The sequence below is a fragment of the Herbidospora mongoliensis genome (genome assembly GCF_001570545.1).
Lineage (GTDB): Bacteria > Actinomycetota > Actinomycetes > Streptosporangiales > Streptosporangiaceae > Herbidospora > Herbidospora mongoliensis.
The window spans coordinates 126,942-147,475 of record NZ_BBXD01000017.1; the positions used below are offsets into that span (position 1 = coordinate 126,942).

17 protein-coding genes and 2 riboswitches are annotated in these 20,534 nt (G+C 69.9%); of the genes, 5 read left to right on the plus strand and 12 right to left on the minus strand.

Annotation, left to right across the window (positions count from 1 at the left end):
- Positions 1-122: 122 nt before the first annotated feature.
- From gcvP to AW272_RS25245, 9 genes are all read right to left on the minus strand, one after another.
- A complete protein-coding gene (gcvP, locus tag AW272_RS25205) occupies positions 123-2,963 on the minus strand; it encodes an aminomethyl-transferring glycine dehydrogenase (RefSeq protein ID WP_066369874.1) in 2,841 nt (946 codons plus the stop codon).
- Between the two features lie 35 nt (positions 2,964-2,998).
- A riboswitch (glycine riboswitch) is annotated at positions 2,999-3,100 on the minus strand.
- Positions 3,101-3,206: riboswitch (glycine riboswitch) on the minus strand. It lies immediately after the preceding riboswitch.
- 40 nt (positions 3,207-3,246) lie between these two features.
- On the minus strand, positions 3,247-3,867 hold the full coding sequence (locus AW272_RS25210; RefSeq protein WP_066369875.1) for a MerR family transcriptional regulator: 621 nt from the start codon (positions 3,865-3,867) through the stop codon (positions 3,247-3,249).
- Positions 3,868-4,013: 146 nt separating this feature from the next.
- Positions 4,014-4,484, minus strand: coding sequence for a bifunctional nuclease family protein (locus AW272_RS25215; RefSeq protein WP_157518765.1), 471 nt, complete (start codon positions 4,482-4,484; stop codon positions 4,014-4,016).
- 85 nt (positions 4,485-4,569) lie between these two features.
- On the minus strand, positions 4,570-5,223 hold the full coding sequence (ftsR, locus tag AW272_RS25220) for a transcriptional regulator FtsR (RefSeq protein ID WP_066369878.1): 654 nt from the start codon (positions 5,221-5,223) through the stop codon (positions 4,570-4,572).
- Positions 5,224-5,225: 2 nt separating this feature from the next.
- Positions 5,226-5,756 (minus strand): double zinc ribbon and FHA domain-containing protein, encoded by a 531-nt coding sequence (locus AW272_RS25225; RefSeq protein WP_066369882.1) that lies wholly within the window; start codon positions 5,754-5,756, stop codon positions 5,226-5,228.
- A gap of 186 nt (positions 5,757-5,942) precedes the next feature.
- Positions 5,943-8,447 (minus strand): mannose-1-phosphate guanyltransferase, encoded by a 2,505-nt coding sequence (locus tag AW272_RS25230; RefSeq protein ID WP_066369885.1) that lies wholly within the window; start codon positions 8,445-8,447, stop codon positions 5,943-5,945.
- Positions 8,448-8,463: 16 nt separating this feature from the next.
- Positions 8,464-9,033, minus strand: a complete 570-nt coding sequence (gene clsA / locus AW272_RS25235) for a cardiolipin synthase ClsA (RefSeq protein WP_066369888.1) — start codon at positions 9,031-9,033, stop codon at positions 8,464-8,466.
- Between the two features lie 10 nt (positions 9,034-9,043).
- Positions 9,044-9,709, minus strand: coding sequence for a response regulator (locus tag AW272_RS25240; RefSeq protein WP_066369893.1), 666 nt, complete (start codon positions 9,707-9,709; stop codon positions 9,044-9,046).
- Positions 9,706-11,307, minus strand: coding sequence for a sensor histidine kinase (locus AW272_RS25245; RefSeq protein WP_083958653.1), 1,602 nt, complete (start codon positions 11,305-11,307; stop codon positions 9,706-9,708). The genes AW272_RS25240 and AW272_RS25245 overlap by 4 nt, the downstream gene beginning before the upstream one ends.
- A 116-nt stretch (positions 11,308-11,423) precedes the next feature.
- Between AW272_RS25245 and AW272_RS25250 the strand changes: the two genes are divergently transcribed.
- Both AW272_RS25250 and AW272_RS25255 read left to right on the plus strand, forming a co-directional pair.
- Positions 11,424-12,020 carry a class I SAM-dependent methyltransferase gene (locus AW272_RS25250; protein ID WP_066369895.1) on the plus strand — a complete coding sequence of 199 codons (597 nt, stop codon included), beginning with the start codon at positions 11,424-11,426 and terminating at the stop codon, positions 12,018-12,020.
- Between the two features lie 22 nt (positions 12,021-12,042).
- Complete coding sequence (locus AW272_RS25255) at positions 12,043-13,224, plus strand: acyl-CoA dehydrogenase family protein (RefSeq protein WP_066369897.1); 1,182 nt, start codon at positions 12,043-12,045, stop codon at positions 13,222-13,224.
- Here AW272_RS25255 and AW272_RS25260 read toward each other — a convergent pair.
- Entirely contained in the window at positions 13,221-14,087 is an 867-nt protein-coding gene (locus AW272_RS25260; protein WP_066369898.1) for an alpha/beta hydrolase, read from the minus strand. The two genes, AW272_RS25255 and AW272_RS25260, sit on opposite strands and share 4 nt — an antisense overlap.
- Positions 14,088-14,197: 110 nt before the next feature.
- On the opposite strand from AW272_RS25260, the gene AW272_RS25265 reads away from it, so the two are divergent.
- Positions 14,198-14,989, plus strand: coding sequence for a TSUP family transporter (locus tag AW272_RS25265; protein WP_066369899.1), 792 nt, complete (start codon positions 14,198-14,200; stop codon positions 14,987-14,989).
- Between the two features lie 84 nt (positions 14,990-15,073).
- Here the strand turns inward: AW272_RS25265 and AW272_RS25270 are convergent, their stop codons facing one another.
- Positions 15,074-15,760: a gamma-glutamyl-gamma-aminobutyrate hydrolase family protein gene (locus AW272_RS25270; RefSeq protein WP_066369904.1), complete on the minus strand. Its 687-nt coding sequence runs from the start codon at positions 15,758-15,760 to the stop codon at positions 15,074-15,076.
- A 388-nt stretch (positions 15,761-16,148) separates the two neighbouring features.
- Between AW272_RS25270 and AW272_RS25275 the strand changes: the two genes are divergently transcribed.
- Together AW272_RS25275 and AW272_RS25280 are read left to right on the plus strand one after the other, a co-directional pair.
- Positions 16,149-17,264: a globin domain-containing protein gene (locus AW272_RS25275; protein ID WP_066369905.1), complete on the plus strand. Its 1,116-nt coding sequence runs from the start codon at positions 16,149-16,151 to the stop codon at positions 17,262-17,264.
- A 41-nt stretch (positions 17,265-17,305) separates the two neighbouring features.
- A complete protein-coding gene (locus tag AW272_RS25280) occupies positions 17,306-17,617 on the plus strand; it encodes a ubiquitin family protein (protein ID WP_066369908.1) in 312 nt (103 codons plus the stop codon).
- A gap of 10 nt (positions 17,618-17,627) precedes the next feature.
- On the opposite strand, the gene AW272_RS25285 is transcribed toward AW272_RS25280, so the two are convergent.
- Complete coding sequence (locus AW272_RS25285; protein ID WP_066369911.1) at positions 17,628-20,486, minus strand: DUF11 domain-containing protein; 2,859 nt, start codon at positions 20,484-20,486, stop codon at positions 17,628-17,630.
- Positions 20,487-20,534: the final 48 nt, after the last annotated feature.

Here is a 20,534-nt window from a genome sequence, read left to right on the forward strand (position 1 = left end):
GCCTCCAGGGAACCGGGCCGAAAGGGATTGCGAAGATCCTAACGACCGGGTCCCCCATTAGGCGGCAGACATGCTGAAGGTGATGGGTTTCTGTCTCCCCCTTCAGGGAAGGGCCAGCCGGTTCAGTCCTCGTACGACGAGAGCGGCGGGCAGGCGCAGACCAGATTGCGGTCGCCGTAGGCCTGGTCGATGCGCCGGACCGGCACCCAGTACTTCTGGTCGCGCAGCGAGGCCACCGGGTAGGCCGCCTCGGTCCGCGTGTACGGGTGGTCCCACTCATCCGCCGTCAGCACGTCGGCCGTGTGGGGGGCGTTGCGCAGGGGGTTGTCCTTGGCGTCGTAGCCGCCTGAGGCCACCTTGTCGATCTCGCCTCGGATGGCCACCATCGCGTCGACGAAGCGGTCGAGTTCGGCCAGGTCCTCCGACTCGGTCGGCTCGATCATCAGCGTCCCCGCCACGGGGAACGACATGGTCGGGGCGTGGAAGCCGTAGTCGATCAGCCGCTTGGCGACGTCGTCGACCGTGACGCCGGTCTCCTTGGTGATGGCGCGCAGGTCGATGATGCACTCGTGGGCCACCAGGCCCTCCCGTCCGGTGTAGAGGACGGGGTAGTGCGGGGCCAGCCGACGGGCCAGGTAGTTGGCCGACAGGATCGCCTGCTCGGTCGCGGCCTTGAGACCGTCGGCGCCCATCATCCGGACGTACGCCCACGAGATGGGCAGGATCCCGGCCGACCCGAACGGCGCCGCCGACACCGGTCCGACGATGCCGCGGCCCGGCAGGAACTGGGCCAGGTGGGCCTTCACCGCGACCGGGCCCACGCCGGGGCCGCCGCCGCCGTGGGGGATGCAGAAGGTCTTGTGCAGGTTCAGGTGGGACACGTCGGCGCCGAACTCGCCCAGTTTGGCCAGGCCGACGAGGGCGTTGAGGTTCGCTCCGTCGACGTAGACCTGGCCGCCGGCCTCGTGGACCTTGGCGCACAGGTCGACGATGGTCTGCTCGTAGACGCCGTGCGTCGACGGGTAGGTGACCATGATCGCGGCGAGCCGTGACGCATGCTTGGCGATCTTGGCGTCGAGGTCGGCCATGTCGACGTTGCCGTCGGTGTCGCAGGCGACCACGACGACCCGCATGCCCGCCATGACGGCCGAGGCCGCGTTGGTGCCGTGGGCCGACGACGGGATGAGGCAGACGTCGCGCTCGACGTCGCCGCTCTCGCGGTGGTAGGCGCGGATGGCCAGCAGGCCGGCGAACTCGCCCTGCGACCCGGCGTTGGGCTGGATCGAGACGGCGTCGTAGCCGGTCACCTCGGCCAGCCAGTCTTCCAGGGTCAGGATCAGGTCGGTGTAGCCGTCGGTCTGGTCGGCGGGCGCGAACGGGTGGATCGACGCGAACTCGGGCCAGGTGATCGGCTCCATCTCGGTGGTCGCGTTGAGCTTCATCGTGCACGACCCGAGCGGGATCATCGACCGGTCGAGCGCGATGTCCTTGTCCTGCAGCTTGCGCAGGTAGCGCAGCATCGCCGTCTCCGACCGGTAGGCCTGGAAGACGGGGTGCGTCAGATATTCGGTGCTCCGCTGGAGGCCCTGGGGCAGCGCGTCGTCGGTGGAGATGTCCAGATCGTCCACAGATGGCCCGTCGACCCCGAAGGCCGCCCAGACGGCGCTCAGGTGCGCGGAGGTGGTCTTCTCGTCACAGGCCACCGCGATGTGGTCGTCGCCGTCCTCCCGGACGTTCACGCCGCGGTCCCGCGCCGCCGCCGCGACCTCGGCCGCGCGGCCCGGCACGCGGGCCCACACGGTGTCGAAGAACTCGTCGTGGACGACCTCGACACCCCCCGCCCGCAGCCCGGCGGCCAGCACGGCGGCGTGCCGGTGCACCCGCAGGGCGATCCGGCGCAGCCCGTCGGGGCCGTGGTAGACGGCGTACATGGAGGCGATCACCGCCAGCAGGACCTGGGCGGTGCAGATGTTGCTGGTCGCCTTCTCGCGGCGGATGTGCTGCTCGCGGGTCTGCAGCGCCAGCCGGTAGGCGGGCCTGCCGTCGGCGTCCACCGACACCCCGACCAGACGGCCGGGCATCTGCCGCTGGAGGCCCTCGCGGACCGACATGTAGGCGGCGTGCGGCCCGCCGAACCCGAGCGGCACGCCGAAGCGCTGCGAGGAGCCGATCGCGATGTCGGCCCCGAGCGTCCCGGGCGCCTCCAGCACGGTCAGCGCGAGCAGGTCGGCGGCCACGGACACGACCGCGCCGGCCGCCTTGGCCCGCCCGGCCAGCTCGCGGAAGTCGGCGACGCGCCCCGACGCCCCTGGGTACTGGACCAGGATGCCGAAGCATTCGGGCAGGTCGCCGGTGAAGTCCGACTCGACGAGCGTGATGCCGAGCGGCTCGGCCCGGGTGGCCAGCACGGCCTTGGTCTGCGGCAACGCGTCGGCGTCCACCACGAAGACGTCGGTCTTGACCTTGGACGCCCGCCGGGCCAGCGTCATCGCCTCGGCGGCGGCGGTGGCCTCGTCCAGAAGGGAGGCCCCGGCCACATCGAGCCCGGTCAGGTCACTGACCACGGTCTGGAAGTTGAGCAGCGCCTCCAGGCGCCCCTGCGAGATCTCCGGCTGGTACGGCGTGTAGGCCGTGTACCACCCCGGGTTCTCCAGCACGTTGCGCAGGATCACGCCGGGCGTGATCGTGTCGTGGTAGCCGAGCCCGATCATCGAGGTCAGCACGGTGTTGCGGGCGGCCAGCGCGCGCAGTTCGGCGAGCGTCTCGGGCTCGGAGAGGGCGGGCGGCAGGGCCAGCGCGCCGGTGGTGCGGATCGACTCGGGGACCGCCACGGCGATCAGGTCGGCGACGGTCTCGTAACCGACGGCCTCCAGCATGCGGGCCTGGGCGACGTCGGAAGGACCGATGTGGCGGGTGGCGAACGGCGGGGCGTTCAGGTCACGGAGCGGTGTGCGGTCGGTCATGACAGGAACTCCAGGGCAGGCGAGACCGGACGGTCTCCCCCTCTGTCATGGGACCTGAGAGCTTCACCGGACGCCGTCGGCCGGTTTTCCCCTTCGGTGAGGCGCCGTCTGGTCGACGGGCCTGCTTTTCAGAGTCGCCTCGCCTGGCGGTACCGGGTGCCTGAGAGATTCCGGGGAGGTTTGCTCCTTCGGCGCCTCACCTGGCCGTATGTGGGCCGGTGAGGACTCTCCCGCGCAGGGTCGATGGCTACGTCAACCTTACCGGTACCCGAGAGCTGGGGCCTCAACCGGTCTTACGAGCCCTCCGGCGCTGGGCCAGTTCGTCTGAGGGGTGGTCGGCCTCGTCACTGTCGGGGCCGACCGCGAGTTCCCCCGGCAGCTCCGCGAGCGATCCCTCGACCTCTCGCCAGACCCGGCCGAGAGCGATGCCGAAGACTCCCTGCCCGCCTTGGAGGAGGTCGATGACCTCGTCGGCGGAGGTGCACTCGTAGACGCTGACGCCGTCGCTCATGAGGGTGATCTGGGCCAGGTCGTTGACCCCGCGGTCGCGCAGGTGCTGGACGGCGGTGCGGATCTGCTGAAGGGAGACGCCGGTGTCGAGGAGCCGCTTGACGACCTTGAGCACCAGGATGTCGCGGAAGCTGTAGAGCCGCTGGGAGCCGGAGCCCTGGGCGGGCCGGATCGTCGGCTGCACCAGGTCGGTGCGCGCCCAGTAGTCGAGCTGACGGTAGGTGATCCCGGCGGCCGAGCAGGCCGTGGGACCGCGGTAGCCGATGTCGTCACGCACCGCCGCGGGCCGCTCGTCGAACAGCAGGCCCTGCTCGCCGGCGCGCTCGCGCGCCGACTCACGCTGAACCGCGTCGTGCTGGTCGGCTTTGTTACCCTCGCCGCTGCTGACCGCCACTGCGGACCTCCGGCTTTCTCTCATCCCACGGTCTGATCTGGGGGTACGCGAACTACAACCGTGGATTCCCTTGCACGGTAGGACTGCGGAAAGGCACAGTCAACGACCGCCCCCGGCGCGTCGTGAAGGTGAGATAACCACTCAACTCAACCCGCCCTGCCGAAATCCTCAGGGCTGATGTTGTCCAGGAACTCCCGGAACTTCTCGACCTCGTCTTCCTGGTCATCGGCCATGCTGACGCCGTTCTCCCGCATCACGTCTTCGCTGGCGAAGATCTTCGCGTCGGTCCGCAGGGCCAGCGCGATGGAGTCGGAAGGACGCGCGCTTACCTCTACGCCGTTGGAGAACACCAGGTCGGCGTAGAAGATGCCGTCACGCAGCGCGACGATGTTGACGCGTTCGAGTGACACCTTGAGCGCGCCCAGCACGTTGCGGAACAGATCGTGGGTCAGGGGACGAGGCGGCGGTTCGTCCGCCTGGGCCAGCGCGATCGCGGTCGCCTCGGTCATGCCAATCCAGATCGGCAGGTAGCGGTCGCCGTTCGCCTCCTTGAGAAGGACGATCGGCTGGTTCGAGGGCATCTCCACCCGGACCCCCACGAACTCCATCTGCAACACAGGCGCTCACTCTCCGGGATGCGGCATTTCACCAGGTATTCAACTCACCAGGCATTCAACGTAACACCCACGCGCCGGACCCGCGTCAACGGCCAAGTGAGCCGCGGACGGCCCCTTCCAGCAGTGCGGCGTGGATACGTAATAACAACCCGGTGATCTCCCGTGCCGATTCCCCGGCATGGTCGACAGCGCCCGGGACCCGGCGGCGCAGCAGGGGCGCGACGGCCTGTTCGATCAGGCCGGCCTCGCGTTCGGCGGCGGCCTTGACCGCGCGCAGATGACGGGCGTGCAGGCCGAAGGAGGCCAGCATGCCGACGCTGCGGGCGATCTCCAGGGCGGCCTCGTCGTAGAGCCGGGCCGTCGGGATGATCAGGCCGTAGTCTTCGAGCTCGGCCAGCGTCTCCTCGTCGATCTCGGCGGCGGCCAGCAGCTCCTCGCGGCTGAGCCGCACGGCCACCGGCTCGCTGTCGACCCCCCGGGGGCGGGAGGTCTCGTCGAGCTGGGTCTTGATCACGCGCAGCGGCAGATAGCGGTCGCGCTGGGCGGTCAGGATGAACCGCAGGCGCTCCACGTCGGCAGGGGTGAACTTGCGGTAGCCGGAGGGGCTGCGTTCGGGCTCGATGAGCCCTTCGCCCTCCAGGAACCGGATCTTGGAGATCGTCACGTCGGGGAACTCGCCCTGAAGCTGGGCGAGCACCTCCCCGATGCTCATGAAGGCCCTGGCCGCCTCGGCGCCCATGATCAGCCCCGGGTCAGGAACACCAGCCGGAACTTCCCGATCTGCACCTCGTCGCCGCCCGCGAGCGGGAACTCCTCGATGCGCTCACGGTTCACGTAGGTGCCGTTGAGGCTGCCGACGTCACGGGCGGTGAACTGGCCACCGCGCCGGTTGAACTCGGCATGTCGCCGGGACACGGTGACGTCGTCGAGGAAGATGTCGCTCTCGGGGTGCCGGCCGGCCGTCGTCAGGTCGCTGTCGAGCAGGAACCTGCTGCCCGCGTTGGGACCGCGCATCACGACGAGGAGGGCGGTGCCCGGAGGCAGCTGCTCGATCGCGGAACGGTCCGGAAGGAGACCTTGGCCGGTCGCCTCCTCGATCGCCTCGAGGGAGATCGTGGAGGTGTTGTCGGGGACGACGCCATGACCCGTGGCGTAGGGATTGGATGGCTGAACTTGGGCCGACGGTGGGCTCAGCGGCGAACCGCATCGCGAACAGAAGCGGGCATCCTCGGGGTTGGGGTGACCGCACTGCGTGCAGTAGACGCTGGGCATCGAACGGCTCGGCCTCTCTCACGACTAGCTCAAACTTGCGAATGCCGAAACTTACGCTGATCAGGCACATAGGTCAAGGCAGACGCGCCGGACAATGGCCACCCAACGCTATCGTCAGGCACCGGCCACGGTCCATGGCGCCACACCAACCACATGTGATCACCGTTTCCCGGTCAGGCTATCGTTTCATGCCGAACCGGCGGCACGCTCGACCACGTCGGCCCATCGTTCGAGAAGCGACTGCGCGGTGTCCATGTCGTGACCCTCGGCCCACAAGTGGGTGACGGCTTCGGAGGGGTCGGGCAGCACGAGCGCCCAGCTGCCGTCTTCGCCGACGACCCGCACGCCGTCGGTGGTGTCGATGCGGTCGCCCTCGGCGGCCTCGACGACCGAGCGCATGACCGCCCCCTTGTGCGCCCACGGGGTGGGCACGGTGCGGCGCAGGAGCTTGGTCTCGGGGATGCGCGCGTCGATCTGGCTGAGCGACAGGCGGGTGCGGGCGACCAGGCCGAGCAGCCGCAGGAAGACGGCCAGGCCGTCGACCGTGGGGCCGAACTCGGGCACGATGAAGCCGCCCCGGCCGTCGCAGGCGAAGATCATCTCTGGGTGCCGCGAGGCCGTGGTCAGCGCGTCGGTGCTGGTGGCCGTCCAGTCGACGTGGACGCCGTGGAAGCGGCAGACCATCTCGGCGACCCTGGTCGTGGTCACCGGCAGGGCCACGCGCCCGCCCCGGCGTTCGGCGGCGACCAGGTCGAGCACCACCAGAAGGGCCCGCTCCTCACTGATGAGCTGGCCCTTCTCGTCGACGAGGGAGACCCGCTCCCCCACCGGATCGAAACGGACCCCGAACGCGGCCCGCGAGGACGCGACGAGTTCGGCCAGGCGCTGCAGGTCGCGGCGACGTTCGGCGAAGGTCTCGGTGGGCGAGGCGTCGTCGAGGCGGTTGTTGACTGTGAGAACCCCCACACCGACCCGGCCGAGCAGGCTGGGCAGCACCAGGGAGGCGGTGCCGCCGGCGCAGTCGACGACGACCTTCATCTCGGCGTCTTTCACGCCGGTCATGTCGACGCAGCGGACCAGGTCGCGCGAGTAGGTGTCGAGGGCGCGGGCAGGGAAGGACAACTCGGCGATCTCGCCGGGGAAGGCCCGGCGGTATTCCTGGCGGGAGAAGACCCGTTCCAATTTGCGCTGCGCGGCCTGGGAGAGGTCGGCGCCCGTCTCGTCCATGAAGACGATGTCGACGCTCTGGGGGTCGCCCGCCGTGGTGCGCAGGGCGATGCCGCCCTTCACGGTCTCGCGGGAGGTGTGGAAGCGGGCCACCGGCATGGCGGCGGCCTCGAGGTCGACCACGTTGATCGCGCTAGCGTTGAGGGCGCTGATGACGGCGCGCTTGAGTGCGCGGGCGGCCCGGGAGCCGTCGCGGCTCGTGACGACGGTGTCGCCCTTGCTGAGGGTCGTGGCGTAGGCGCTGGCCAGGCGTACGCACAACTCGGGGGTGATCTCCACGTTGACCAGGCCGCTGACGCCCCGGGGGCCGAACAGGCTGCGCTGGCCCCGGGACTCCCAGATGACGCTGGTGTTGACGACGGCGCCGGCCTCGACGGTCTTGAAGGGGTAGATCTTGACGCCGCTGGAGACGTAGGCCTCGGCCTCGATGACGCACTCGTCGCCGACGACGGCGTTCTCCTCGATGCGGGCGGCGGCCATGACGTCGGTGTTCTTGCCGATCACGCAGCCCCGGAGGTTGGCGGCCGGGCCGACGTAGACGTTGTCGTGGACGACCGCGCGGTGCAGGAACGCCCCCTCCTTGACCACGGCGTTGCTGCCGAGCACGGTGTATTCGCGCAGCTCGGCGCCCGCCTCGACCTTGGCGTAGTCGCCGATGAACAGGGGGCCCTTGAGCACCGCCTCGGGGTCGACGGAGGCGCCCTCGGCGGCCCACACGCCCGGCGAGAGCTCGAACGCGTCGAAGTCGACCTTGACCCGGCCCTCCAGCACGTCGGCCTGGGCCTTCAGATAGCTCTCGTGGGTGCCGACGTCCTCCCAGTAGCCCTCGGCGACGTAGCCGAACAGCCGCTCGCCACGTTCCAGCAGCTTGGGGAACACGTCGGACGACCAGTCGACCGACCGGCCCGCCGGCACCTCGTCGAGGACGGCCGGTTCCATGATGTAGATGCCGGTGTTGACCGTGTCGGAGAAGACCTGGCCCCACGTGGGCTTCTCGAGGAAGCGCTGGATGCGGCCGTGGTCGTCGACGATGATGATCCCGAACTCCAGCGGGTTCGGGACGCGCTTGAGGCCGATGGTGACCAGCGCCCGGTGCTCGCGGTGGAACCGGAGCATGTCGGTCAGGTCGATGTCGGTGAGCGCGTCGCCCGAGATGACCAGGAAGCGGTCTTCGCGCAGGCGGTCGGCGGCGTTCTTGACGCTCCCGGCGGTGCCGAGGGGGCTCTCCTCGGTGGCGTAGTGGAGGGTCATGCCGAGCTCGTCGCCGTCGCCGAAGTAGTTGCGGATCAGCGCCGCCAGGAACTGGACGGTCACGACGACCTCGCTGTAACCGTGACGCTTCAACAGCCGCAGCACGTGTTCCATGATGGGCCGGTTGATCACGGGGAGAAGAGGTTTGGGCTGGTTGGCGGTCATCGGCCGCAGCCGGGTTCCCTCCCCGCCCGCCATCACCACGGCCTTCACGGGATGATCACCCTCTTCAGGAAACGCGTGCGAGCTGCCGCACCTGCACCACGTAAAGCACCCCTGCCCACCAGTACAGACCCGTACCCCAGATGACGAAAGCCCACCCGAAAATCGCGCAGATCTCCGCATACCACCCGGGGTGGGAGGCGAGGAAGAGCAGTGGGAAGGCGTACATCAGGTTGGCTGTGGCGGCCTTGCCCAGGAAGTGGACGGGCAGGGTGAAGCCGTAGCCCATGCGGCGCAGGAACGGCACCGTGAAGAGCAGCATCACGTCGCGGCCGACCACGAGGGCGGCCAGCCACCAGGGGATGATGTCGCGCAGCACCAGGCCCGCGAGCGTGGCCAGGATGTAGAGGCGGTCGGCGGCCGGGTCGATGAAGCGGCCCAGTTTGCTCGTCTGGTTCCACGCGCGGGCGAGCTTGCCGTCGAGCCAGTCGGAGAACCCCGCCACCATCAGCAGGGCGACGGCCCACCCGTCGGCCTTCGGGCCGAGGATGAGCCACAGGAAGACCGGGACGCCGAGCAGCCGCAGGAAGCTCAGCAGGTTGGGGATCGTCCAGATCCGGTCTTCGCCGGTAGTCACGACCCCGACCCTACATGTCGGCCGGACTGAAATCGGGGCCGACCAGGCCCAGCCGATGGGCGACCACGGCGACCTGGGTGCGGTTGCGCAGCCGCAGTTTCTCCATGAGCGCCGCGACGTGGGTCTTCACGGTGGTCACCCCGACGTGGAGCCGGGCGGCGATCTCCTGGTTGGACAGGCCGGTGCCGACCAGGGTGAGCACCTGTATCTCGCGTTCGGTCAGGAACGAGGGTCGCTCGGGGGCCCGCTGGTCCTCGGCGGCCAGCGCTCGGGCGACCACGCGGCGCAGCACCGAGGGGGCCAGCAGCTGCTCGCCGTGGGCGGCGCGGCGGACGGCGTCGACCATGCGGTCGGGCGGGTCGTCCTTGACCAGGAAGCCCATCGCGCCCGCGCGCAGCGCGGCGTACACGTTCTCGTCCTCGGCGAAGGTCGTCAGGACCACCACGCGGGCCGACGGGTGCGCGGCCAGGATGCGGCGGGTGGCCTCCAGGCCGTCGACGCGGGGCATCCGCAGGTCCATCAGCACCACGTCGGGGCGTTCGCGCTCGACCACGCGGACGGCGTCGTTCCCGTCGGCGGCCTCGCCGCAGACCGACACGTCGCCGGCCGCCTCCAGCATCATGCGCACCCCGGCCCGGACCAGCGCCTGGTCGTCGGCCACCACGACCCGGATCATCGGGACACCACTTCCATGGACAGCGCGAAGGTGGCCACCAGGCGCCAGCCGCCGTCGGGCAGCGGGCCCGCGGTCAGCCGTCCGCCGAGCGCGCGGGTGCGCTCCCGCATCCCGGCCACGCCGTGCCCCGACGACGGGAGGTCCATCGGGGCCTTACCTGGGGTGTTGCGGATCTCTACGACAAGCTCCTTGTCCTCGGCCGTGACGCTCACCGTCGCCCGGCTTCCCTCTCCGGCGTGCTTGAGCACGTTGGTCAGCCCCTCCTGGACGATCCTGGCCGCCGACGCGCGGGCCACCAGCGCGGCCCGTGCCGTCTCGGGGGCGATGTCCAGGACCACCTCGATGCCGGCCGCGGTCACCCGGGCGGCGGCGTCGCGCATGACCTCGTCGGGGTCGGCCACGGGCAATGTCGCGTCCGGACCCGGGTCGCGCAGCACGGCCAGCAGGCCGCGCAGGTCCTCGAGGACCTGGTGGCCGGTGTCGCGGATGTCGGCCAGCGCCTCGGCCGCCGGGCCGCCCGCGCCGGCGTACTGGGCGGCGCCCGCTCTCAGCACGATCGCGCCGATGTGGTGGGCGACGATGTCGTGGACCTCGCGGGCGATGCGTTCGCGTTCGGCCAGCCGGTCGCTGCGGGCCCGTTCGGCCCGCAGCTCCTCTTCTCTTCTGGCGGCGGTACGACGTACACCCACATAGGCCCCGATGGCCGCCGGGGCCACCACCATGGTCGCGACGACCCCGTAGGTCAGGCCGGTCATGTCGCTCCGCGAGTCGATCACCGTGGCGAGGGTGACCCCGCAGGTCAGCAGATAGCCCGCGCCCAGCCAGCGCCAGGTGGCCTGGCCGGCGAACACGGCCAGCGCCACGAACAGCACGACCCGGAGGCTGTCGGCGACCGGTGGCACCAGGCTGTCGGCCACCAGCACGAGCGCGCTCTCGAACAGCAGCACCGCCCCGGGCAGCCACCGGATCGCCCCCAGGGCCAGCCCCGACAGCACCGCCAGCAGGCCGACGCCGCCGACCTGGAGGTCGTGGCCGTCCCAGTAGGACCAGGTGCCGAGGACGGCGTAGGCCACTCCCCCAGCGGCGAACAGCACGTCGAGCAGGGGAGCGGGCTCCTCGCCGCGGTCGCGCCGCTCGGCCGCGCCCTGCAGGTAGCGCCCGACGAGGACCGGCAGCAGCACGATGCCGACGACGTAGTACCAGTAGTTGGCGGTGAACGCGATGCCCGGATCGGCCAGATTGACCGCCGTGGCCAGGCACGCGGCGACCCCCGCCAGGGCGGTCCAGCGAAGGGTGCGCTCCCGGGCCACCACGCCGACCACGATCGGCAGCAGGATCTGGGCGCCGTCCACCAGCCCAGGCCCCGCGTTGTCGAACACGACGAGAAGGGCGGCCAGCGTGAACGCGACCGTGACCGGCCGGTAGCGCAGGAACGCGACCGGCAGGCCGGTGCAGAGCGCGACCAGCGCCACCAGGGTCCAGCCGGGGGTGGGCGGCGCGCCGGTGAACGACTCGCTCGCGAGCACCGAGAGCGCGACACCGGAGGCGGCCAGGACGAGGTCCGGCCACCAGGTGACGCGCCATCGGAGGTATGACATGAATGCACGGTAGCGGCCCAAATGGGACCCGGATCCCATCTCGCCTCCGCCAAGTGGCCGGTCACTCGGCCGGTCGGACGGCTCACTTACCCCCCTCGGCCGCCTACCTTCCAGTTATGGCCAACGAATCAGCCCTCTTCTTCGGGCAGTTCATGCGCTCCCCCGGTTCCGTCGGCGCGATCGCCCCCAGTTCCCGGCGTCTCGCCGAGGCCGTCTGCGTCCCGATCCCCGAGCAGGGCGACCCCGTGGTGGTCGAGCTCGGACCTGGAACGGGTTCCTTCACCGCCGAGATCCAGCGCAGGCTGGGCGGGCGGGGACGGCACCTGGCAGTGGAGATCAACCCGAAGCTGGCGGCCCACCTGTCCGACCGTCACCCGGGGGTGGAGGTCGTCGTCGACGACGCCTGCGGGCTGCCGGCGCTGCTGTCCGACCGGGGCGTGGCCCAGGCCGACGTGATCATCAGTGGCCTGCCGTGGGCCGCGTTCTCCCCCAAGCTGCAGGACAGCCTGCTGAAGGCGATCCTGGGCTCGCTGGCCCCGGGTGGGGCGTTCACGATGTTCGCCTACGTCCACGCGATGCTCCTGCCGCCCGCGCTGCGGATCCGGCGGTCGTTGTTCAGCTCGTTCGAGGAGGTCGTGATGGGGCGGACCGTGTGGCCGAACCTGCCTCCGGCGTTCGTCTACCACGCCCGGCGTCCGCGCGGCGAGAGATAGAGAACGCGTTCTAGAATGCGGCATGGATTTCAGGCTGCCGGAGAGCGCGCGGGCCGTACAGGACGGCATCGGCGAGATCTGCTCCCGCTACGACATGTCCTACTGGGAGCGGTGCGAGGCCGAGAAGAGGTGGCCTGACTCGGTATGGGCCGAGCTCGCCAAGGGTGGCTGGCTCGGCCTCGCCGTCCCCGAGGAATTCGGCGGCGGCGGGCAGGGACTGCTCGAACTCGCGGTGGCGACCGAGACATTGTCGGCTTCAGGGTCGGCCGGAGGGTCGGCTTTCACGTATGTCTTGACGCCCGGGTTCGGGGCGCTGACGATCGCCCGGCACGGCTCTCCCCGGCACCGGGCGGCTCTGCTGCCCCGGCTGGCGGCCGGGGAGATCGAGACGTGTTTCGCGCTGACCGAGCCCGACGCCGGGTCGAACTCGCTGGCCATCACGACCTCGGCGCGGCTCGACGGGTCGGAGTTCGTGGTGAACGGGCAGAAGATCTGGATCACCGGGGTGCAGCGGGCGACGTGGATGCTGCTCGTCACCCGGACGATCCCGGCGGCCGAGGCCAAGCCGCGCACCAACGGGCTGACCGTGCTGCTGGTGAACGTGCCCGAGGCGGTGGCGGCGGGGACGTTGTCCTACCGGCCGATTCCGAAGATGGGGGCGAACACGACGCCCTCGAACATGGTGTTCTTCGACGACCTGCGGGTGCCGGCCGAGAACGTGGTGGGTGAGGTGCACGGCGGGGCCGTCGTGCTGTGGGACATCCTCAACCCGGAGCGGATCCTGCTCGGCGCGTCGGCTCTCGGCGGGGCCGAGGTCGCGCTGCGGGTGGGCGTCGAGTACGCCAAGCAGCGTGAGGTGTTCGGGCGGGCCATCGGGTCGAACCAGGCGATCGCGTTCCCGCTGGCGCGGGTGAAGGCGAAGATCGAACTGGCCCGGCTGATGCTGTACAAGGCGGCGTGGCTGTTCGACCGCGGCGAACCCTGCGGGACCGAGGCGAACATCGCGAAGCTGACCGCCTCCCAGGCGTTCTGGGAGGCGGCCGACGCGGCGTTCCAGACGCACGGCGGGATGGCCTATTCGCTGGAGTATCCGGTGGCCCGGCTGCTCGCCGACGCCCGCATCGGGCTGGTGGCCCCGGTGACCGAGGAACTCCTGCTCAACTACGTGGCGACGCAGGTGCTGGGGCTGCCCCGGTCGTTCTAGAACGACGCCCTGAGGCGGTCGGCGGCGAGTTCCCTGGCCTCGGCCGCTTCGGGGAAGAAGCCCGGCAGGCCGAAGAAACCGTGGAGCGAGCCGTCGAAGCAGCGGTATTCGGCGTGGAGTTCGGCGGCGTAGCGTTCGCACTCGGCGGTCAGCGGGTCGTGTTCGGCGGCGATGACCGTGGCCGGGGCCAGGCCGTCCTTGTTCTTCAGCAGCGCCGGGGCGAAGCGCGGGTCGGTGCGGTCGGCGGTGCCGGCGTACTGGTCGAACATCCAGGCCACGCGGTCGGTTTCGAGGTTGTGGTGGCCGTGGTCGTCGAAGCCCTGGGTGTCGGTGCGCATCTCCGTACACGGATAGATGAGCATTTGATGGGTGAGGCCCAACCCAGCGTCGCGGGCCAGGGCGGCGCAGACCGTGGCGAGGTTGGCCCCCGCGCTCTCCCCCATGACGGCGACCTTCTCATGGTCGTGGACGACCTTCTCCACCACCGCCCAGCAGTCGTCGACGGCGGCCGGGAACGGGTGTTCAGGGGCCAGCCGGTAGTCGACGGAGATCACCAGCGCGCCCGTCTGGACGGCGAGGTCCCGGCACATCGGGTCGTCGACGTCGGCGCTGCCGAAGACGAACCCGCCACCGTGGATGTAGACGACGACCGGGAGATCACCGGGCGCCGGGCGGAAGACCCGGACCGGCACCCCGGCGATCTCGGTGTCGGTGACCTCGTGAAGAGGGATCCGCGGGCTCCGGCCCTCGGCGTCGCCGTCGACGGGACGGCTCTCCTGGATCTCGGCCAGGGTCGGCGGGACATAGTCGACGGCCGGGGGGAATCGGTCCAGGTACGCGCGGGCGCGGTCGTGCAATGTCATGCACCGCACCTTAGAACCGACCGGGCCGCGGAGACGGACCGGGCCCGGCCGGTTGGCTTTCAGGGTCTTCCTACTATGTTTGGGGAAATTCTCGACCGGAAGATCCCCCCATGACAGAAGTAGTGCTGGCGCTGGTGGCCGGGTTCCTGGTGGCGGCGCTCGGCACGCCGGTGGGCGTCTCCGGGGCGGTGTTCCTGCTGCCGTTGCAGGCGAGCCTGCTGGGCGTCAGCGGTCCGGCCATCAGCGCGACGAACCTCGTCTTCAACGCCATGTCGACGCCCCTGGCCCTGCTGCGGGCGGTGGACGTCCGGGCCCGGTCATCGGAGCTGGTCATCGTCGCCGCCGCCTGTGTGCCCGCGGCGGTGATCGGCGCGTACGGCCGGGTGACGCTGTTCGCCGACCCGGCGCGCTTCCGCATCCTGGTGATCGCGGTGCTCGCGCCGCTGGGAATTCAGCTGCTCGTCCGCGCCTTCAGGGGACCCCGGGCCAAGGACACGGGCGAGTCGCCCGTCGTGCGTGCCGTGCCTTTGGCTCTGCTGGCGCTGGTGACCGGTGCGGTGGGCGGCACGATCGGGATCGGCGGGGGCTCCATGCTGGCGCCGGTGCTGGTGGCCGTGGCGCACCAGACCGTGCAGCGCGCCGCGCCGCTCGCCCTGACGTCGACCCTGGCGACCTCGATCAGCGGGCTGATCGCCTACAGCCTGTTCGACGCGTTCCACATCGGCACGCCCCCGGCCGCGCCCGTCTGGCACATCGGGATCGCGACCGGCCTGGGCGGGATCGCGGGCGCGCTCCTCGGCGCCGCCGTCGCCCGGCGCGCGGGGGAACGCGTGCTGACACTGCTGCTCGGGACGAGCGCCACGGCCACCGCCGTCAGCTATCTGCTCCAGGTCTCCCACTGAGAAGGCGCGGCCGGTGACCGGCCGCGCCTGTGTTGACTACCGCTCAATTCCGTTCGGATCCGGACACATCCGGCGGGATCATCCTCAGAAGGGCTGGGCCGCCTCGATCAGGGACTCCATCAGCCGGTTGTCGCCACCGCGTTCCGGGTGCCACTGGACGCCCACGCAGAAACGGTGCCCCTGAAGCTCGATGCCCTCGACGATCTGGTCGTCGCCCCAGGCCACCGCGATCAGGCCCTGGCCGAGCTTCTTCACCGCCTGGTGGTGGGGCGCGTTCACCTCGATGCGGTCGCCAACGGCCTTGCCGACCTTGCTCGACACGCTGATGATCACGGGGTGCTTGGCGCCCGTGTGACGGTCGTGCGCCACCACGTCGGGCAGCCACGGGATCAGCGAACCGCCCAGCGCCACGTTCAGCACGTGCATGCCGCGCGACACGGCCAAGACCGGCTTGCCGGCCGCGACGGCCGCCTTGGCCAGGGCGATCTCGAAACGGTCGCGGTGGGCCTGCGGCTCGTCCACCCGGGACTCACGCGGCTCGCCGTACAACGCCGGGTCGAGTTCGATGCCACCGGCCAGCAATACGCCGTCGAGGCCGCGCAGATGGTCGTCGACGTTGGCCGCGAGCAGCGGCGGCAGCAGGACGGGGACGCCCCCGGCCTTCTCCACGGCCCGCGAGTATCCCTGCGGGGAGACCACGGCCTCCCGCACCCACGCACCCCAGCGGGCGGCTTCAAGGTAGCTGGTGATGCCAATGATCGGACGAGCCATGGAGTCTCCAGTAGGTTGCGCGCGACGGCATGCCCATCATGGCGCACATGATTTCGGTTTTGTCACGTATCCCACGCTTCCAGAGCAGATTCCCGACCCGGCCACGGCCGGCCTCCGGCTCCCTCGTCTCGCTTCGAGCAACAACGCGAATCAGGTTCGCGTTTCTTGTCCGAAAATGTCGCTACTGTCGCTCACGGAGGATCACTCACCCGTTACCAACGGTTCCCTTTGAGGTGAATCAGTTGTGACGTCCATCTCCGAGTGGAAGACTCCCAAATGAGCGAACGGATGTGCCGGGGGGCCGCCACGCTCATTCACCCGGAACCGTCAGGGAGGTGGATCGGCAGACCGGAAGAACCTATTCCGGTCACAAGGGTGGGACCAATACATGTCGTTGAATCCGCGCCTCGTCAAAGAGAGTTTCTCCGTCGTCGAGCCTGTCGCGGAGCGAGCAGCCGCGTACTTCTACGGCCGCCTGTTCGCGCAGAGTCCGCATCTCCGGGGCATGTTCCCCCCGGCGATGGACATCACGCGAGACCGACTGTTCGGCTCGCTGACCCGGATCGTCTGGATGCTGGACAGCCCGGACAGCCTGGGGGGGTATCTGGGACAACTCGGTCGGGACCACCGTAAATACGGTGTGATGGCCGAGCACTACACCGCCGTCGGCAACGCATTGCTGGCGACGATCAAACGCTTCGCGGCCGAAATCTGGAACGCGGAGATCGAAGCGGCCTGGGTGGCCGCTTACACCGCAGCGGCCGATCTCATGATCGGCGCCGCCGACGCCGACGCGGGTGTGAACCCCGCGTGGTGGCTGGCCGAGGTGGTCGACCACGACCGCCGGACGCCCGACATCACCGTCGTCACACTGCGGCCCAGCCAGCCGATGGCGTTCACTCCGGGTCAGTACGTCAACGTGCAGGTCGCCCGCTGGCCCCGCGTCTGGCGGACCTTCTCCATCGCCAACGCGCCCCGGGCCGACAACACGATCACGCTGCACGTGCGCACCCTGCCCGGCGGCTGGGTCAGCACCGCGCTGGCGCAGCACACCAAGGCCGGCGACCAGGTCCTCCTCGGTCCGCCGGTCGGCACCATGGCGCCGCCGGACGGCGAGCGCGACATCCTCTGCGTGGCGGGCGGCACCGGCCTCGCCCCGCTGAAGGCCATCGTCCAGCAGGTCATCGCCTCGGGACGACGGCCCAACATCTCCATGATCGTCGGCGCCCGCCGGGTCGCCGAGCTCTACGACCTGCCCGACCTGCGCCGAATGGAGTCGGGCTTCCCGTGGTTGAGCGTGCTGCCCGTGGTGTCGCAGGAGGATTCGTACACAGGAATGAGAGGTGACCTCGACGAGGTGGTGCCGCGCATCAACACGTGGACCGGACACGAGGTGTATGTGTGCGGGCCGGCCACCATGGTGAACGCGACCGTGCGGCGGCTGCTCGACAGCGGGGTGCCGCTGGCCAGCATCCACCGGGACGCGATTCAGGGGGAACCCTGAACCCCGCCCCGCGACGATGCGAGCCCTGGCACGATGAGCGGATGAACGCCCGGCCGGTCACGCTGGTGACCTTCGTGCTGCCCAGTACCCTGCGTCACTGGATCGGTGACGACACCCAGGTCAAGGTGTTCGCCGTCGCCCCCGAGGAGTCGGAGACCCCGACGCTCGGCGGCGCGCTCGACACACTGCGCCGCACCCATCCGAATCTGGAGGGGCGGCTGCGCGACGAATACGGTGCGTTGCGCCGGCACATCGGCATCTTCGTGTGCGGGGAGAACGCCCGGCGCCTGGGCGGGCTCGACTGTGAGCTCCCTCCAGGCGCCGAGGTCTACGTGCTTCCCGCACTGAACTAATAGCGCTCTGTCAATAGCGTTCTGCGATTCCCGAGTTGACCTCGGTGAGGACCAGCGTCGACTTGGCGTACCGGACCAGGTTCGCCAGGGTCGGCGGCTGGGCCAGTGTGGTCTGGGCGTAGCGGACGGTGTCACCGACCGTGCCCACGCCGAGGGCCTGCGTCGTCAGGGTTCTGAGGACGGTTCCGGCGTTGATCCTGCGGGTCGCCATGTTGAGCGTGGCGGCCAGCAGGTCGGCGCGCAGCGTGCGCGGCTGGAGAACCGGCAGGAACAGCGCCGCCGACGCCTCCTGCTGCGACAGTTTCCCGTCCGGGGCCGATCCGTCGGCGCCGTCCCAGCGGGTGTCGGTCGCCTGCACGCGGGCCAGCGTCTCGGCCGTGCGCAGATCGGTCCGCAGCGCCCACAGTGCCGGGAGCATCGGGTTGCGGCTCGGCGCGACCGCGGTGACCGTGGTCGACGACGAGGCGGTGACCGGGGCGTAGACACAGGCCCCGCTTCCGTTCTTGTACGCGATCGACACGCCCCCGGTGAAGGTCGCGCCCGGCAGGGCCAGCAGGGTCGGCCGCGCGGTGAAGACGATCTTCTTGTCACCGGAGTTCGCGGCCAGGTCGCCGGGGCTCCAGGTCAGCGTTCTGGTGCCGTCGGCGTTGAGCGTCACCGTGGCCGGTTTCGGCCCGGCCCCCAGGTCGAGCGCCTTGCTGTAGTAGACGTCCTTGGGCACGGTCGCCGTCACGCCCACGTTCGAGGCGGCGTCGCCGCCCGCGTTCGCATAGGTGATCGTGTACGTGATCGCCTCGCCCGAGCCGACCGACGGGGTCGCCGTCTGGGCCACGGTCAGCTTGGGCGCCCGTGCGGTCGTGGTGGCCGTGGCGGTGTTGTCGGTCCGCGACGGGTCGGGCACGCCCTCGGCGTCGGTGCCGGTGACCGTGGCGGTGTTGGTGATCACGGTCCCGTCGGTGACCGCGCACGGCACCTGGTAGCTGAACGGCGTGGTCGTGGTGGCGCCGTTGGCCAGGTCGGGCAGGTTCCGGCGCTGGATCGTTCCATCCGGCAGGGTGTCGACGACCTCGATCGACTTCGCCGGGCCGGGGCCGAGGTCGGTGACGCCGACGGTGTAGGAGATGGTCTGCCCGCCCGCCGCCGTGGCGCGGTCGGCGGTCTTGGTGAGCTTGAGGTCGGCCTGCTGCGTCATGGCCTTGACGTCGGTCTCGGTCAGTTCGACGGGCAGGTTCCGCCGGATGCCGTCGGCGAAGAAGCCCACGTGCTGACGGGGGTTGTACTGGATGTTGGCCCAGTCGTCGTGGCCGTTGAGGGTCTGGGTCGCCTGGATGTTGCAGCCCTTGCCCGGATCGCCGATGGAGTCGATCCAGTTGATGTCGGCCGGGATCCCGGTCTCCTGGTCGCCGTCCTTGCCGTTCCAGTCGATCGGCTGGTCGTTGGCGTCGGTGACTCTGAGCTTCCCGTTGAGGCCGTAGACCGTCTTGCGGGCCGGGTTGGGCGTGGCGTGGAGCCGCTTCTTCTCGTCGAGGCTCGCCTCGTTCAGCGGCGTGCCGAAGGCGGTGCCCTTGGCGGCGCTGGTGTAGTCGAGGGGGCGGTTCGGGTCGCGGCCGGGGAACTGGAAGGCGTAGCTCATCACGCTCAGGTAGTTGGGCTTGCAGTTGATGTGGTCGCCGCCGCCGTGCCCCAGGCCGAGGGTGTGGCCGAACTCGTGCATGAACGTCGACGCCTCGGTCACCTGCCGGTCGGCGTCGTCGTCGAAGTCCCAGGTGGCGACGGTGACGATGAAGTCGTTGCCGCCTTCGACGGTGACGTCGTCGATCTCGGCCTGGCCCGAGGAATCGGGGTTCGGATCGTAGGTGTGGCCGAAGATCATGTAGCGGTAGACCTGACGGCGGGCTTCCAGGATGTTCTTGCAGTTCGGGCTGCTCCGCTCGGCTGCGGTGCCGAGGAAGCCGTCGCAGTCGACGTCCGGTTTGCCGCCCTTGAGGTCGTTGAAGTCGTCGAGGTCGCCGGGGCCGGGGTCCAGGAACTTGATGTTGTCGATCCGGGTCACCTCCTCGCCGCTCAGGACGTGCAGGTTGACGCCTCGGTACTTGCCCGGTTCGTACTCGTCGACCGGGGCCGCGGCGAACGCGTTGACCACGTCGGTGAGCGCGCCGGGCCGCGGGGCCGCGCCGGCCATGTGGTCGGCCTCGACGAACAGGTCCTTGCGGTAGGGCAGCGCGCCCATGTCACCCAGCGGCAGGTCGACCGTGCCGTTGCCGTCGTAGTCGACGCCCCGGCCGGGGCTCTCCCAGACGTCCATGAGGCCGTCGCCGTCGCCGTCGGTGGTCTTGGCCTTCTGGAGGCAGTCGGGCGTGGTGATGGTGAAGTAGCCGCGGGCCGAGTCGACGGCGCTCTGCTCGCTCTCGCCGGCGAGCGAGGTGATGCCCGCGCCCTGCTGCGCTGTCAGCCCGCCACCGGTGAAGACGCACGTGTTCAGGTCGAACTTCAGGTCGACGTGGTCGCCCGGGGCGCCCCAGTCGATGGGGTCGTCGTCGCTGGAGTCGTCCTGGTCCCACAGCTCCATGTGGATGTCGATCGGGTTCTGGCTGGTGTCGACGTCGGCCGAGTGGACCCAGTTGGTCCGGAAGTCGGTGCCGTGAGCGCAGCAGAAGTCGTCCTTGCCGTCGTAGAGGTCCTCAGTGCCGATCTTGAACTTCGGGTAGTAGTCGTTGGGACAGGGCACGGTCGCGCCCTCGTCGCAGGAGATCTCGACGACCCGGTAGAGGTGGACCGTGACCTTCACGGTCGCGGCGTGGGCGGGTGGTGCGATGAGAAAGGCCGCCACGACCAGTAATCCGGTCAGGGCGGCCTGCAGTTTCCTCATGTGAGGGTGCTCCTTTTCCGCGATGCTCGTGATCGCAGAATCGGCTCA

What these genes read in the sequence shown, in the direction of transcription:
- ftsR (WP_066369878.1), bottom strand. Translation starts at nt 5,223, where the DNA reads ATGGGCGCCGAGGCGGCCAGGGCCTTCATGAGCATCGGGGAGGTGCTC.
- gcvP (WP_066369874.1), bottom strand. Translation starts at nt 2,963, where the DNA reads ATGACCGACCGCACACCGCTCCGTGACCTGAACGCCCCGCCGTTCGCC.
- AW272_RS25270 (WP_066369904.1), bottom strand. Translation starts at nt 15,760, where the DNA reads ATGGCTCGTCCGATCATTGGCATCACCAGCTACCTTGAAGCCGCCCGC.
- AW272_RS25280 (WP_066369908.1), top strand. Translation starts at nt 17,306, where the DNA reads ATGAACGCCCGGCCGGTCACGCTGGTGACCTTCGTGCTGCCCAGTACC.
- AW272_RS25250 (WP_066369895.1), top strand. Translation starts at nt 11,424, where the DNA reads ATGGCCAACGAATCAGCCCTCTTCTTCGGGCAGTTCATGCGCTCCCCC.
- AW272_RS25225 (WP_066369882.1), bottom strand. Translation starts at nt 5,756, where the DNA reads ATGCCCAGCGTCTACTGCACGCAGTGCGGTCACCCCAACCCCGAGGAT.
- AW272_RS25255 (WP_066369897.1), top strand. Translation starts at nt 12,043, where the DNA reads ATGGATTTCAGGCTGCCGGAGAGCGCGCGGGCCGTACAGGACGGCATC.
- AW272_RS25240 (WP_066369893.1), bottom strand. Translation starts at nt 9,709, where the DNA reads ATGATCCGGGTCGTGGTGGCCGACGACCAGGCGCTGGTCCGGGCCGGG.
- AW272_RS25260 (WP_066369898.1), bottom strand. Translation starts at nt 14,087, where the DNA reads ATGACATTGCACGACCGCGCCCGCGCGTACCTGGACCGATTCCCCCCG.
- AW272_RS25285 (WP_066369911.1), bottom strand. Translation starts at nt 20,486, where the DNA reads ATGAGGAAACTGCAGGCCGCCCTGACCGGATTACTGGTCGTGGCGGCC.
- AW272_RS25245 (WP_083958653.1), bottom strand. Translation starts at nt 11,307, where the DNA reads ATGTCATACCTCCGATGGCGCGTCACCTGGTGGCCGGACCTCGTCCTG.
- AW272_RS25265 (WP_066369899.1), top strand. Translation starts at nt 14,198, where the DNA reads ATGACAGAAGTAGTGCTGGCGCTGGTGGCCGGGTTCCTGGTGGCGGCG.
- AW272_RS25275 (WP_066369905.1), top strand. Translation starts at nt 16,149, where the DNA reads ATGTCGTTGAATCCGCGCCTCGTCAAAGAGAGTTTCTCCGTCGTCGAG.